This is a genomic window from Paraburkholderia sp. BL9I2N2, assembly GCF_004339745.1.
Classification (GTDB): Bacteria; Pseudomonadota; Gammaproteobacteria; order Burkholderiales; family Burkholderiaceae; genus Paraburkholderia.
In genome coordinates this window covers 4263393-4276578 of record NZ_SMGP01000001.1, presented here as the reverse complement: position 1 = coordinate 4276578, position 13186 = coordinate 4263393, and the positions used below count along the sequence as shown (strand labels likewise).

Genomic DNA, 13186 nt, shown 5'->3' with positions numbered 1-13186 from the left:
GCCGCGAAGCCCTGGCGTTTTTAACGCCGGCGGCCGCCCTGCAAAGCTTCCGGATTTGCCACGCTGGCCGTTTCGCCAGCGTCGAAGGCCAGAATATTCTTGAATGCCGCGGTGAAATATTGCTCGTAGCTTTCGCGTTCCACATAGCCGATGTGCGGCGTGCAGATCACGTTTTCCATGCGCAACAAGCTGTAGCCCTGCAGAATCGGCTCGCTTTCGTAGACGTCGATCGCGACCATGCCCGGACGGTTGTGCGAAAGCGCGTTCACCAGCGCGTTTTCGTCGAGCAGTTCGGCCCGGCTCGTGTTCACGAGCAGCGCGGTCGGCTTCATCCGCATCAGGTCTTCCTGTTTGACGATGCCGCGCGTGTCGTCGTGCATGCGCAAGTGCAGCGACAGCACGTCGCTTTGCTCGAACAGTGCCTCGCGGCTCTCCGCCACGCCGAAACCATCAGCGCGAGCGGCTTCGCGCGAATGCTCGCGGCCCCAGATCAGCACGTTCATGCCGAACGCCTTGCCATAACCGGCCACCAGCCGGCCGATCTTGCCGTAACCCCAGATCCCCAGCGTCTGGCCTCGCAATACCTGGCCCAAACCGAAGTTCGGCGGCAGCGCCGATGTCTTCAAGCCGGACTGCTGCCAGGCTCCTTGCTTAAGGTTTGCTACGTATTGCGGAATCCGCCGTTGGGCCGCCATGATGAGAGCCCACGTCAACTCGGCAGGCGCGAACGGTGAGCCGGTGCCTTCCAGCACCGCAATGCCACGCTCGGTACACGCGTTCAGATCGATGTGGCTCGAGACCTTGCCGGTCTGGCTGATCATGCGCAAACGCGGCAATTTATCGAGGAGTTGTGAGCTGATGCGGGTGCGTTCGCGAATCAGGACGAGGGCGTCGACTTCGGAAAGACGGCTTGCCAACTGGCCGAGACCGCGGACGGTGTTGTTGAAAACCTTGACCTCATGGTCGGCCAGCAATTGAAAGCAGTCGAGCTTGCGAACGGCGTCCTGGTAATCGTCGAGGATGGCAATCTTCATGGTATGTGTCTTGCGACGCACCTTGCTGGTGCGGAACGGAGTGTTATGCTGACTGTCCCACCATGTGACCTAGGTCACATGCCGGTCTGGCTGAATGCCTTACCGTAGTAGCTACCGCACAGAATGGCAGCGCCACGGCAAGGCGGATTGACATCGTTTTTAACAGTTTGTTGCGTGTTGAGGCAAGCCGCTTTACAGACGGTTGCAGAAGCCCGTCGGCTGGCGTCTCCGCTCAACAGGCTGTGTAGCCCGGAACGACCTGCACAATTGTGCGTCGGGTAGCAGGAACCTGGCGTGAAGAATTGAATGCCTCTCGCATGCAGCGTCTCTGGGCTTGTACCGTTTTTCTATTGCTTTTTCAAAACGGAGACAAGTCGATGAACCACCCCTCATTCGAAGGACAGCCCAATATCGAGGCGCCCGCGTGGGTCAAACACCGAAAGCTGCTCGACTGGGTCCAGCGCGTTGCCGCGAAGACCAAGCCGGACAGGATCGTCTGGTGCGACGGTTCGCAGGAGGAATACGACCGGCTTTGCGCGCAGATGGTCGAAGCAGGCACGCTCAAGAAACTCAATCCCGCCAAACGTCCCAATTCTTATCTCGCATGGTCCGATCCGTCCGATGTGGCGCGCGTCGAAGACCGCACCTTCATCTGCTCGCAGCGCCGCGAAGACGCGGGTCCCACCAATAACTGGATCGCGCCGGCCGAAATGCGCTCGACGCTCGACGGCCTGTTCGAAGGCGCGATGCGCGGCCGCACCATGTACGTGGTGCCGTTTTCGATGGGCCCTCTCGGTTCGCCGATCGCGCATATCGGCGTCGAATTGAGCGACAGCCCGTACGTGGTCACCAACATGCGCATCATGACGCGCATGGGCCGCAAGGTTTACGACGTGCTCGGCGAAGACGGCGAGTTCGTGCCGTGCGTCCATTCGGTCGGCGCGCCGCTCGCGGCCGGCGCGAAAGACGTGCCGTGGCCATGCAACGAAACCAAATACATCGTCCACTTCCCTGAATCGCGGGAAATCTGGAGCTACGGCTCGGGGTACGGCGGCAATGCGCTGCTGGGCAAGAAGTGCTTCGCGCTGCGCATCGCCTCGACCATGGGCCGCGACGAAGGCTGGCTCGCCGAGCACATGCTGATTCTCGGCGTGACCTCGCCGGAAGGGCGCAAGCATCATGTCGCGGCGGCGTTTCCGTCGGCGTGCGGCAAGACCAACTTCGCGATGCTGATCCCGCCGGAAGGCCTGAACGGCTGGAAAATCTCCACGATCGGCGACGATATCGCGTGGATCAAACCGGGCAAGGACGGGCGCCTGTACGCGATCAACCCGGAAGCCGGCTACTTCGGCGTGGCGCCGGGCACGAGCGAAAAAACCAACTTCAACGCGATGGCCACGTTGAAGGAAAACGTGATCTTCACGAACGTCGCGCTCACCGACGACGGCGACGTCTGGTGGGAAGGCATGACCGACGAAGCGCCCGCGCATCTGATCGACTGGCAAGGCAAGGACTGGACGCCGGCCGGCGCGAAGGAAAGCGGTCGCAAGGCGGCGCACCCGAACGCGCGCTTTACGGCGCCGGCCTCGCAATGTCCGTCCATCGACCCCGACTGGGAAAATCCGGCGGGCGTCGCGATCGACGCGTTCATCTTCGGCGGGCGCCGCTCCACCACCGTGCCGCTCGTCACCGAGGCGCGCAACTGGGTGGAAGGCGTCTACATGGCGGCGACCATGGGTTCCGAAACGACTGCCGCCGCGGCCGGCCAGCAGGGCGTGGTGCGCCGCGATCCGTTCGCGATGCTGCCGTTCTGCGGCTACAACATGAGCGACTATTTCGGTCACTGGCTGAAGACCGGCGAGCGTCTGGAGGAACTGAACGCGAAGCTGCCGAAAATCTTCTGCGTCAACTGGTTCCGCAAGGGCGCGGACGGCAAATTCGTCTGGCCGGGCTTCGGCGAGAACATGCGGGTGTTGAGCTGGATGGTCGGCCGGATCGAAGGCTCGGCTCAAGGTGAGGAACATGCTTTCGGCGTGTCGCCGCACTACGAGGACATCGACTGGAGCGGGCTGAATTTCAGCCGCGAACAGTTCGAGCAGGTCATTTCCGTCGACGACGCAGCCTGGCGCGCGGAACTCGCGCTGCACGCCGAGCTGTTTGACACATTGCAGCAAGGCCTGCCGCCGGCGCTAACGGAGGCCAAACGCGCGCTCGAAGGGAAACTTGCCGCGTGATCAGGTGAGTATTCACTTCGCACGAAAACCGCCTTCGGGCGGTTTTTTCTTTGCGGTCCACTGTCGCACTGCGATTTTTTCTGATTTCGCAATGCCGGAGCGGCCGTTGCGTCTGTTCGAACAAAAATGACAGTTCAAGCTGCACTGCAGCAGATTGTTTCCGTTCAAGGAACAATCGATGATCACGCCCCACATTGGTGAACACAGTCGCACAAATATCGACAATATTTCCGCTTTCGCGGGCAACTTCTGCACGATTTCGCGAGTCGTAGGAGAATTCCAAGTTCGCTTCACTGGTTTTCACTAATTGTCAGGAAGCAGTAACACGGCAGGAGTTGTCTTATGGATCATTTGCAGTCGATGCGAGTTTTCGTCAGAGTGGCGGATCTCGGCAGTTTTGCCCGCGCTGCGAGCGCGATGGATATTTCCAACGCAGTTGCCACCCGTCACGTTGCCGACCTCGAAGGCCGTCTAGGTACGCGACTGCTCAATCGCACCACCCGCAGCCTGTCTCTGACCGAATCAGGCCAGGTTTATCTCGAGCGCGCGCGCCAGATTCTCGACGAACTGGAAGACGTCGAGCAGATGGTGGTCGCGCGCAATCACGAGCCCGTCGGCACGTTGCGGATCGTCGCACCGGTCGTGTTCGGGCTGCACAATCTGGCACCCGTGCTCCAGACGTACGCGGAGCGCTATCCGAAAGTCATCCCCGACGTCACGCTGGTCGACCGCCAGGTCGATCTTGTCGAAGAAGGCTTCGATGTGGGCGTGGTGATCGCGCGGCAAATGCGCAGCGCGAGCATTGTCACGCGGCGTCTCACCACGGGTTGCATGACGGTGTGCGCCACGCCGGCGTATCTGGAAAAGCACGGCATGCCCACGCGTCCGGAGCATTTGCTCGAGCATCCGTGCCTGAGCCTGCCCTCCGAATATTGGGGCGACGAGCGTGTGTTCACCGGGCCGGAAGGCGAAGTGCGCGTGCGTCCGTCGAACGTGATCGTTGCGAACAACACGGAAATGCTGCGTCAGTTTGCGCTGCTCGGCATGGGCATCGCGATTCTGCCGAGCTATCTGATCGGCCGTGACATGACGCGCGGCAGGCTCGTACGCCTGCTCGGCGATTACCGGTTGCCGCAGGTCGAGATCAACATCGCGTATCCGAGCCGCCGTCACTTGCCGGCAAAAGTGCGCACGTTCATCGACCATCTGGTCGAGCATTTCAGCCAGACGCCGAACAGCCTGCTGGGTGAACAGTGGATCAAGGAGGACGGCCTCGGCCGGGCCGCCACGACGACGGCGCTCGATTCCGCGGATTCGATGCCGCCGGAAGCATTCGACGGCGCTGAGCCGCTCTCACGCCTGCTGGACAGCGAGTTATCGCCGCTGCCGAAGACGCTGGCCAAGACGACGCCTCGTACTCGGCCTACGGCCTTGTCGCCGCTGTAAGTATTGGATCGATCAAGCCGGGAAGGCCGCCGGTAGGCGCTTGCCGGCGGACAAACAAAAAGGCGCGGTCACGTGATGTGACCGCGCCTTTTTTCATGGCAAGTCCAGATGAAGCGAGCCGGAAGAGAATCTTCTTCCGGCCGCCGGTTCGAATTACGAGCCGGTTTTACGCGCCACCGCCTTCTTGGCGGGGGCTTTCTTGGCCGCCGGTGCTTTTTTCGCTGCGGCCTTCTTGGCTGCCGGCGCGGCCTTTACCGCCACCGGCGTTTCACCGTCCTCGGACTCCGATTCCGACGCTGTGTTGGCCGCCGCCTTGGCCGCCGCGGTCTTCGCGGCAGTCTTTGCCGACGGCTCCTTCTTCTCGAACTCGAAGCCGATCTTGCCGTCGTTCTGCTTGACGAGGAACGCCTTGAAGTTACGGCCGGTACGCGACGACTTGAAGTTCGTCAGCAGATCCGTGCGGCCTTCTTCGAGCAGCTTGGCCATCTGTTCACGGGCGATTTCCTGCTGCAGGATCACCTTGCCCGAACGGAAATCGCAAGTCTTCGGATTGGCGACCGAGTTCTCGCAGACGTAGCTCATGCCGTGCTCGAACACGCGGCCCTTGCACTTCGGGCACGCGCCCACCGGTTGCTGATCGGAGAAGTCAGGCGGTTCGCCGTCTTCGCCGCCCGCATCCTGGCCGAAGTCGAATTCGAGTTTGTAGTTCTTGATTTCGTCGTCGAGTGAGAGCTTCAGGATTGCCGAGAACGGCCGGCCCATCTTGCTGCGGAAGCCCGACAGCGGCCCGATCGTCTTGTTCTGCAGCAGCTCTTCGACTTCCGGGATTTCGAACTGACGTCCACCCGGAATTTTCGAGATCGAGAACTCGCATTTCGAGCAGGCAAAGCGCCGGTAGTTTTCCTTCACCTGACCGCCGCAATTCGGACATGGCGTCTGCAACGTCGCGTAATCACCCGGGATCGTGTCGGAATCGTACTCTTTCGCGCGCTTGACGATGGTCTGCGTCATGCGGGCGATTTCCTGCATGAACGCGTCACGCGGCAGATTGCCGCGTTCCATTTGCGACAGCTTGTACTCCCACTCACCGGTCAATTCCGGCGCCGTCAGTTCCTTCACACCGAGGCCGCGCAACAGCGTCATGAGCTGGAAAGCCTTGGCGGTCGGAATCAGATCGCGGCCTTCGCGAATCAGATACTTTTCACCCAGCAAACCTTCGATGATCGCCGCACGCGTGGCCGGCGTGCCGAGCCCCTTCGCCGCCATGGCTTCGCGCAGTTCGTCGTCTTCGACGAGCTTGCCCGCGCCTTCCATGGCCGACAGCAAGGTGGCTTCGTTGTAGCGTGCGGGCGGTTTCGTCACCAGTTGCTGGGCGGCGATCTTGTCCGTCTTGACCTTCTCGTCTTTTTGCACCGGCACGAGGTTGGCGTCTTCGCCGCTGATCTCGCGGCCATAAACCTGCAACCAGCCCGGTTCGACCAGCACCTTGCCTTCGGTCTTGAAGTGATGCCCGACCACTTCCGTGATGCGTGTCGTCACCTTGAATTCGGCAGCCGGGAAAAACACCGCGAGGAAGCGCTTCACGACGAGGTCGTAGAGCTTCTGTTCCGGTTCGGACAGATTCTTCGGTGCTTGCAGCGTCGGGATGATTGCGAAGTGGTCGCTGATCTTCGAGTTATCGAAGATGCGCTTGTTCGGCTTCACCCAGCCCTTGTCGAGCACCTGCTTGGCGAACGGCAGATAGTTGTTGCTCTCCTTGAGCATGCCGAGCGTCTCTTTGACCGTATCCATATAGTCTTCCGGCAGCGCGCGCGCGTCGGTACGGGGATAGGTCAGCACCTTGTGCTTTTCGTACAGCGCCTGGGCGAGGCCCAAAGTGTTCTTCGCCGAGAAGCCGAAGCGGCCGTTGGCCTCGCGCTGCAAGCTGGTCAGGTCGAACAGGGCCGGCGAGAGTTGCGTGGACGGCTTCGATTCCTCGGTCACCGTGCCGATCTGGCCACGGCAGGCGGCGACGATCGTCTCAGCCGCGGGCAGCGCCCACAGACGCGAATCGCGTTTTTCCGGATCGAACTCGTCGCGCTTGAATTTCGGATCGAACCAGCGGCCTTCGTAGAAGCCGGCCGAGCAGACGAACTCCGCTTTCACTTCCCAATAATCGCGCGGCACGAAGCGGCGAATCTTCTCTTCGCGCTCGACCACGATCGACAGCGTCGGCGTTTGCACCCGCCCGACCGTAGTCAGGAAGAAGCCGCCGCCCTTGCTGTTGAACGCGGTCATGGCACGCGTGCCGTTGATGCCGACCAGCCAGTCCGCTTCCGAGCGGCAGCGTGCCGCATCCGCGAGCGGCTGCATCTCTTCGTCGCTGCGCAGACGGGCGAAGCCGTCGCGGATTGCGCCCGCCGTCATGGATTGCAGCCACAGGCGCTGCACCGGCTGCTTGGCTTTCGCGTGCTGCGCGATCAGTCGGAAAATCAGTTCGCCCTCGCGCCCCGCGTCACATGCGTTGATCAGGCGGTCGACATCTTTGCGTTTGAGCAGCTTGGTCAGCACCTTCAGGCGCGACTCGCTTTTGGCGATCGGGTTGAGATCGAAGTGCGGCGGAATGACGGGCAGATTGGCGAAACTCCACTTGCCGCGTTTGACTTCATAGTCTTCGGGCGCGGCAATTTCCAGCAGATGGCCGACTGCCGAGGAAAGGACGTAGTCGTCGCTCTCGTAGTATTCGTCATGCTTGGTAAAGCCGCCCAAAGCGCGCGCGATGTCGTTCGCGACGGAAGGCTTTTCGGCGATGATCAGTGCTTTGGACATGACTCGATGTGAGGTTGGTAGATCAGGGTTGATGGCCGTGAGTGCGCTTCTGTTAGCGCGACCCTCGTTTGCGACCTTTGCGACCCATTAACGACCGCTTTATAGCACACGGCGCGAGACCGGCGTGTCAAGTGCGATAAAAGCGCGAAATCATAATTGCGTGCTCAGGCATCAGGCAAGCTGCGGCAAACACCTTGTGCACCGCTCGCAACGCCCGGGCCGCTGGGCTCGCAAACCGGCGAGCCTGAATCAGGCGACAGCCAGCGCGGGCCGCAGTTTCGGCGCGCCGCTGACGCCGGGCACGGCCGTCAAATCAGACAACATCCGTTCCACAATCGCCGCCTGCGGCAAAACGGTGCCGAAGAATCGTGTCGTTACCGAGTCTTCGATCAGGATGGTCGGAAAATTCTCCACATCCAGATCCTCGAAACGGTCCGCATGGGTCTCTATATCGATCCATGCGAAACAGATTTCCGGGTGCCGGTCGGCCAGCTTGTCGAAAGCGTCCCGATACTCACGGCAGGTTCCGCACCATTCCGCGCACAGGCAGGCAACGAACAGCGTCTCGGATTCGTTGACGCGCTCGGCGATCCGGTCTTGGTCGGTGTCGAGGTTTAGCGCGGGCATGGTGGTTCCTTGCGTACTTTTGTCAGGTGCTTTGGCGCGAATGTAGCATGGCCGATCCCGAATGGTGGTCAACTCTGATCAATGCGAGGTCAGCCGTGGCTCGTCCGCATGAAGCGGCCGCCGGGCAGCACGCTCACCTGGCCGGCGAGTTCGAGTTGCAGCAAGGTGGTTTGCAGTGCCGCGTCCTCCATCTCGGTGCGGGTGGCGAGAATTTCAAGCGTGGTGGGCGAATGACCGAGCGCGGCGAGGAGGCGCTGTGCTTCCGGGGCGACCGGTGGGCAAGGCGGCGCGGCGACCGGCGTCGCAGCACCTGCCGCTGCTGCTTCGGTCGGAGATGGTTCTGCCGTCTGTGCTCCAGCCGACTTGGGCTCGCCTGCTACCGTCCCGCTGACCGCTGATGTATTCGTTGAATCGACACCGCCCCAAAGAACGGCATGCGCCGACCCCGACGCCACCCGCGGCGCTGCCCGCCGCGCAAAGCCCAGCTCCTCCAGCACTTCATCCGGCGTTTCCACCAGCTTCGCGCCTTGCTTGATGATCCGATGACACCCGCGCGACAGCGGTGCGTGAATCGAGCCGGGCAGCGCGAAGATATCGCGTCCCATCTCATTGGCGAGCCGCGCCGTGATCAGCGAACCGGAGCGCATCGCTGCTTCGACGATCACCACGCCGCTGACGAGCCCGGCGATCAGACGGTTACGCTGCGGGAAATTGGCCGCGCGCGCGGGCGTGCCGAGCGGCCACTCGGAGAGAATCGCGCCCTGTACCGCGATCTGGCGCGCCAGCGCGTGATGCGCCGCCGGATACACGAGGTCCGCGCCGGTACCGATCACGGCGACGGTGCCGCCGACGCCCTCCAACCCGCCCCGATGCGCGGCGCCGTCGATGCCGAGCGCGAGCCCTGAGACGACGGTGACACCGGCCACCGACAGCTCGCGCGCGAACCGCTCCGCGTCTTCGACGCCTTGCGGTGTAGCGCTGCGGCTTCCCACGAGGGCGACTGCTCGTGTATGCAACAGTTTCAACCGGCCCTTTATATATAGCAGCGGTGGCGGATCGGGCATGGTCAGCAGCGCCGGCGGGTAAGCGGGGTCGTCGAGCGTCACGACCTGATTGCCGGGTTGCTCGCGCCACGCGATCACCGCGTCCAGCTGGGCCTCGAATTCGGGGCCCGTCGGCGCCAGCGCCGCGCGTGCCGCGGCTTCACCGGCAATCTCGGCGAGCGCCTCGGGCGTTTGATCGAAAATCGCTTTCGGCAATCCAAACGCGCCCAGCAGTAGGCGCAGCGCAGCCGGTTTCAGCCCCGGCGCGAGCGCAAGCCGCAGCCATGCGGCGAGTTCAATTTCGGTTGCGGGCAAGGTGTGCATTACGTGTCGATCCTCCTGCAGGGCCAGCGGGCAGGCGGGCGCCATGCTAAAATTTTCATCATCCGAAATAACTGCGGCGCCGCGCCCACCCGCGCGGGCTCGTCGTTTGGCGCACGAGGCGCGTTGAATCGAACCGGTTCGACACCATCTATCCTGTGCGTAACGCGACGGGCTCACAACCTGGCCGAAAGGCCAACGCGGGCCTTCCCACGGTCAGCGGCGCCCGAAAATCACACTCGAGATCATGGCTTTACTGAATATCCTCAACTACCCGGACAAACGGCTGCACAAGATCGCGAAGCCGGTCGCGGAGGTCAACGACCGCATCCGCCGCCTCGTCAAGGACATGGCCGAAACCATGTACGGCGCGCCCGGCGTCGGCCTGGCCGCGACCCAGGTGGACGTGCACGAGCGCGTGATCGTGATCGACGTGTCGGACGACCACAACGAACTGCTCGCCTTCATCAACCCCGAAATCATCTGGTCGAGCGACGAAAGGAAGCTGTCGGAAGAGGGCTGTCTCTCGGTGCCGGGCATTTACGACAATGTCGAGCGCGCCGAGAAAGTGCGCGTGCGGGCGCTCAACGAGAAGGGCGAAACCTTCGAGATGGACTGTGAAGGCCTGCTCGCGGTGTGCATCCAGCACGAAATGGATCACCTGATGGGCCGCGTGTTCGTCGAGTACCTGTCGTCGCTGAAGCAGACGCGCATCAAGAGCAAGATGAAGAAGCTCGCCCACGCAATGTAATGCGCGTTCACCTCGCCTACCGCTCCCGTTCATGAGTCATTCGTTGCGCGTCATCTTTGCCGGTACGCCGGAGTTCGCCGCGGCCGCGCTGGCCGCGATCCACAGCGCCGGTTTCCCGGTGCCGCTCGTGCTGACCCAGCCGGATCGGCCCGCCGGTCGCGGAATGAAATTGCAGGCGAGTCCGGTCAAGCGCTATGCGCAGGAGCATGGTTTGACCGTCGCCCAGCCGCCTTCGCTGCGCCGCGCCGGCAAATATCCAGCCGAAGCCGCCGCCGCGATCGATCAATTGCGCGCCACGCCGCACGACGTCATGGTGGTGGCCGCTTACGGCCTGATCCTGCCGCAGGAAGTGCTCGATATTGCGCCGCTTGGCTGCATCAACATTCACGCGTCGTTGTTGCCGCGCTGGCGCGGCGCAGCGCCGATTCATCGCGCGATCGAAGCGGGCGACGCCGAAACCGGCATTACGCTGATGCAGATGGATGTCGGCCTCGACACCGGCGCGATGATCTCCGAAGCGCGCACCGCGATTTCCGTCGACGACACGACGGCCACCTTGCACGACCGTCTCGCGCAAGACGGCGCGAAGCTGATCGTCGAGGCGCTGATCGAACTCGAGCGCACAGGCAAACTGGCGGCGACCCCGCAACCCGCGGACGGCGTGACCTACGCGGAAAAGATCGGCAAACAGGAAGCCGCGCTCGACTGGCGCCGCCCGGCGGCGGTGCTCGCGCGCCAGGTGCGCGCGTTCGACCCGTTCCCTGGCGGTGTCGGCACGCTTGAAGACGGCACGTCGATCAAGCTCTGGGCTGCGGTTCCCACCGATGTGCAAGCCAGGAGCGCGCCGGGCACGATCACCGACATCTCTCCCGACGGCGTGGTCGTAGCCTGCGGCGAAGGCGCGCTGCGTCTCACGCAATTGCAGAAACCCGGCGGCAAACGCCTGCCGGTGCGCGAATTCCTGGCCGGCTCGACGCTGGCTGTGGGGCAGCGCTTTCAACTTCCCGAAGCAAAGTAACACCGTCGCGCACGACCTGAACATCGTCCATTCGGACGATGTTCAAGACCCCGCTGGACAGGCCGGCCGCGCGTTAGAATCCTCCATGCAATAGCCCGGATTTCGAGGATTTCCATGTTCGGCATCACCCATTTCGAGTTTTTCGTCGTCGCGGTCTTTCTCCTGAACGTGACGCCCGGTCCCGATACGGCTTATATCGTCGGGCGCAGTGTCGCTCAAGGCCGTGGCGCGGGTCTCATGTCGGCGCTTGGCATTTCCGCCGGCTGCTGCGTTCACTCGCTCGCCTGCGCGTTCGGCTTGACCGCGCTGCTGGCCGCGTCGGCCACCGCATTCACGGTCATCAAGTTCGTCGGCGCTATTTATCTGATGTATCTCGGCGTGCGCCTGCTCTTTGCCAAGCCGGCCGCCAACCAGGCTGCGGGCGAAGCGCGCGCGGCCGGCGCGCCCAAATCGCTGCGCCAGCTTTTCCTGCAAGGCTTCTGGACCAACGTGCTGAACCCCAAGGTGGTACTGTTTTTCGTGTCGTTCTTCCCGCAGTTCGTGACGACCGGCAGCGACCACAAAGCGCTTGCCTTCCTCACGCTCGGAGCGGTGTTCGTCGTGATGAGCATGCTCTGGAACAGTTTTGTCGCGTGGATCGCGGGCAGTGTGACGCGGCGCTTTTCGGGCCAGCCGTCGGTGAAGAAGTGGCTGGATCGGAGTGTCGGCAGCGCTTTCGTCGGCTTGGGCCTCAAGCTCGCCACCGCATCAAGATGATTGAATTTTCCCTGCGCGCCCATATCTAACATTTCGCTTACAACCGAGCGCCGCGACCACGCGGTGCAGATATGAACCCCGCGTTAGGGCAAGGAGTTGCAGACATGTTCAATTGGGTCAAAACCGCGATGTTGATGGCCGCGATCACGGCCCTTTTCATCGTGATCGGCGGGATGATCGGCGGGTCGCGCGGCATGACGATCGCGCTCGTGATCGCCCTTGGGATGAATTTCTTTTCGTACTGGTTCTCGGACAAGATGGTCCTGCGCATGTACAACGCGCAGGAAGTCGACGAAACCAGTGCGCCGCAGTTCTATCGCATGGTGCGCGAGCTCTCCACGCGCGCCGGCCTGCCCATGCCGCGCGTCTACCTGATCAATGAAGACGCGCCGAACGCGTTCGCCACCGGCCGCAATCCGGAGCATGCGGCGGTCGCTGCCACAACCGGCATTCTGCGCGTGCTGTCCGAGCGCGAAATGCGCGGGGTCATGGCGCACGAACTCGCGCACGTGAAGCATCGCGACATTCTGATCTCGACCGTTTCGGCCACCATGGCCGGCGCCATTTCCGCGCTGGCGAACTTTGCGATGTTCTTCGGCAGCCGCGACGAAAACGGCCGTTCCACGAACCCGATCGCGGGCATCGCCGTAGCGCTGCTGGCGCCGATTGCCGGTGCGTTGATCCAGATGGCGATTTCACGGGCACGTGAATTCGAAGCGGATCGTGCCGGCGCGCAGATTTCCGGCGACCCGCAAGCGCTCGCTTCGGCGCTCGACAAGATCCATCGTTACGCGAGCGGGATTCCGTTCCCCACGGCCGAGCAGCATCCGGCCACCGCGCAAATGATGATCATGAATCCGCTCTCGGGCGGCGGCATCGCGAATCTGTTCTCCACGCACCCGGCCACCGAAGAGCGCATCGCGCGTTTGATGGAAATGGCGCGTACGGGGCGCTTCGAATAACGCCGCGCGGCACTTTGCGCGGTGTGAGGAAGGGCGAGTCGGCTGATTCGCCTTTTTTATTTCAGCGCGATGGAGCGTGAGCTAACGATAGCGACATCATTCTCTTCACCAGCGTCCGAAGGTCCGCACCGGATCTTTGACCCTGCGCTTCAAATGCCGGTCTTCCCGCCCGCCGTGGATTTGCAA

General features: G+C 62.5%; 10 protein-coding genes. 6 read left to right on the top strand and 4 right to left on the bottom strand.

What is annotated here, in order from left to right; all coding sequences use genetic code 11:
* Nucleotides 1-20: 20 nt before the first annotated feature.
* On the bottom strand, nucleotides 21-1034 hold the full coding sequence (locus B0G74_RS19550; protein WP_132376428.1) for a D-2-hydroxyacid dehydrogenase family protein: 1014 nt from the start codon (nucleotides 1032-1034) through the stop codon (nucleotides 21-23).
* Nucleotides 1035-1411: 377 nt separating this feature from the next.
* Here B0G74_RS19550 and B0G74_RS19545 point away from each other — a divergent pair, with 377 nt between their 5' ends.
* Together B0G74_RS19545 and B0G74_RS19540 are read left to right on the top strand one after the other, a co-directional pair.
* On the top strand, nucleotides 1412-3268 hold the full coding sequence (locus B0G74_RS19545) for a phosphoenolpyruvate carboxykinase (GTP) (RefSeq protein ID WP_132376427.1): 1857 nt from the start codon (nucleotides 1412-1414) through the stop codon (nucleotides 3266-3268).
* Between the two features lie 342 nt (nucleotides 3269-3610).
* The gene (locus B0G74_RS19540; protein ID WP_132376426.1) at nucleotides 3611-4714 is read left to right on the top strand and encodes a LysR family transcriptional regulator; all 1104 of its coding nucleotides are present in this window, start codon (nucleotides 3611-3613) and stop codon (nucleotides 4712-4714) included.
* A gap of 153 nt (nucleotides 4715-4867) precedes the next feature.
* On the opposite strand, the gene B0G74_RS19535 is transcribed toward B0G74_RS19540, so the two are convergent.
* The 3 genes from B0G74_RS19535 to dprA all read right to left on the bottom strand — a co-directional run bounded on the left by B0G74_RS19535 (nucleotide 4868) and on the right by dprA (nucleotide 9516).
* Nucleotides 4868-7522: a DNA topoisomerase III gene (locus tag B0G74_RS19535; RefSeq protein WP_132376425.1), complete on the bottom strand. Its 2655-nt coding sequence runs from the start codon at nucleotides 7520-7522 to the stop codon at nucleotides 4868-4870.
* Between the two features lie 249 nt (nucleotides 7523-7771).
* Nucleotides 7772-8149 carry a thioredoxin family protein gene (locus tag B0G74_RS19530; RefSeq protein WP_132377009.1) on the bottom strand — a complete coding sequence of 126 codons (378 nt, stop codon included), beginning with the start codon at nucleotides 8147-8149 and terminating at the stop codon, nucleotides 7772-7774.
* A gap of 89 nt (nucleotides 8150-8238) precedes the next feature.
* Nucleotides 8239-9516: a DNA-processing protein DprA gene (gene dprA, locus B0G74_RS19525; protein ID WP_132376424.1), complete on the bottom strand. Its 1278-nt coding sequence runs from the start codon at nucleotides 9514-9516 to the stop codon at nucleotides 8239-8241.
* A 244-nt stretch (nucleotides 9517-9760) separates the two neighbouring features.
* Between dprA and def the strand changes: the two genes are divergently transcribed.
* The 4 genes from def to htpX all read left to right on the top strand — a co-directional run bounded on the left by def (nucleotide 9761) and on the right by htpX (nucleotide 13000).
* Nucleotides 9761-10264 carry a peptide deformylase gene (def, locus tag B0G74_RS19520; protein ID WP_132376423.1) on the top strand — a complete coding sequence of 168 codons (504 nt, stop codon included), beginning with the start codon at nucleotides 9761-9763 and terminating at the stop codon, nucleotides 10262-10264.
* A gap of 31 nt (nucleotides 10265-10295) precedes the next feature.
* A complete protein-coding gene (gene fmt, locus B0G74_RS19515; RefSeq protein ID WP_132376422.1) occupies nucleotides 10296-11282 on the top strand; it encodes a methionyl-tRNA formyltransferase in 987 nt (328 codons plus the stop codon).
* 114 nt (nucleotides 11283-11396) lie between these two features.
* Nucleotides 11397-12038: a LysE family translocator gene (locus B0G74_RS19510; protein ID WP_132376421.1), complete on the top strand. Its 642-nt coding sequence runs from the start codon at nucleotides 11397-11399 to the stop codon at nucleotides 12036-12038.
* A gap of 104 nt (nucleotides 12039-12142) precedes the next feature.
* On the top strand, nucleotides 12143-13000 hold the full coding sequence (gene htpX, locus B0G74_RS19505) for a zinc metalloprotease HtpX (protein WP_132376420.1): 858 nt from the start codon (nucleotides 12143-12145) through the stop codon (nucleotides 12998-13000).
* The last annotated feature ends 186 nt before the right edge of the window (nucleotides 13001-13186 follow it).

What these genes read in the sequence shown, in the direction of transcription:
- B0G74_RS19535 (WP_132376425.1), bottom strand. Translation starts at nt 7,522, where the DNA reads ATGTCCAAAGCACTGATCATCGCCGAAAAGCCTTCCGTCGCGAACGAC.
- B0G74_RS19530 (WP_132377009.1), bottom strand. Translation starts at nt 8,149, where the DNA reads ATGCCCGCGCTAAACCTCGACACCGACCAAGACCGGATCGCCGAGCGC.
- def (WP_132376423.1), top strand. Translation starts at nt 9,761, where the DNA reads ATGGCTTTACTGAATATCCTCAACTACCCGGACAAACGGCTGCACAAG.
- fmt (WP_132376422.1), top strand. Translation starts at nt 10,296, where the DNA reads ATGAGTCATTCGTTGCGCGTCATCTTTGCCGGTACGCCGGAGTTCGCC.
- htpX (WP_132376420.1), top strand. Translation starts at nt 12,143, where the DNA reads ATGTTCAATTGGGTCAAAACCGCGATGTTGATGGCCGCGATCACGGCC.
- B0G74_RS19540 (WP_132376426.1), top strand. Translation starts at nt 3,611, where the DNA reads ATGGATCATTTGCAGTCGATGCGAGTTTTCGTCAGAGTGGCGGATCTC.
- B0G74_RS19550 (WP_132376428.1), bottom strand. Translation starts at nt 1,034, where the DNA reads ATGAAGATTGCCATCCTCGACGATTACCAGGACGCCGTTCGCAAGCTC.
- dprA (WP_132376424.1), bottom strand. Translation starts at nt 9,516, where the DNA reads ATGCACACCTTGCCCGCAACCGAAATTGAACTCGCCGCATGGCTGCGG.
- B0G74_RS19545 (WP_132376427.1), top strand. Translation starts at nt 1,412, where the DNA reads ATGAACCACCCCTCATTCGAAGGACAGCCCAATATCGAGGCGCCCGCG.
- B0G74_RS19510 (WP_132376421.1), top strand. Translation starts at nt 11,397, where the DNA reads ATGTTCGGCATCACCCATTTCGAGTTTTTCGTCGTCGCGGTCTTTCTC.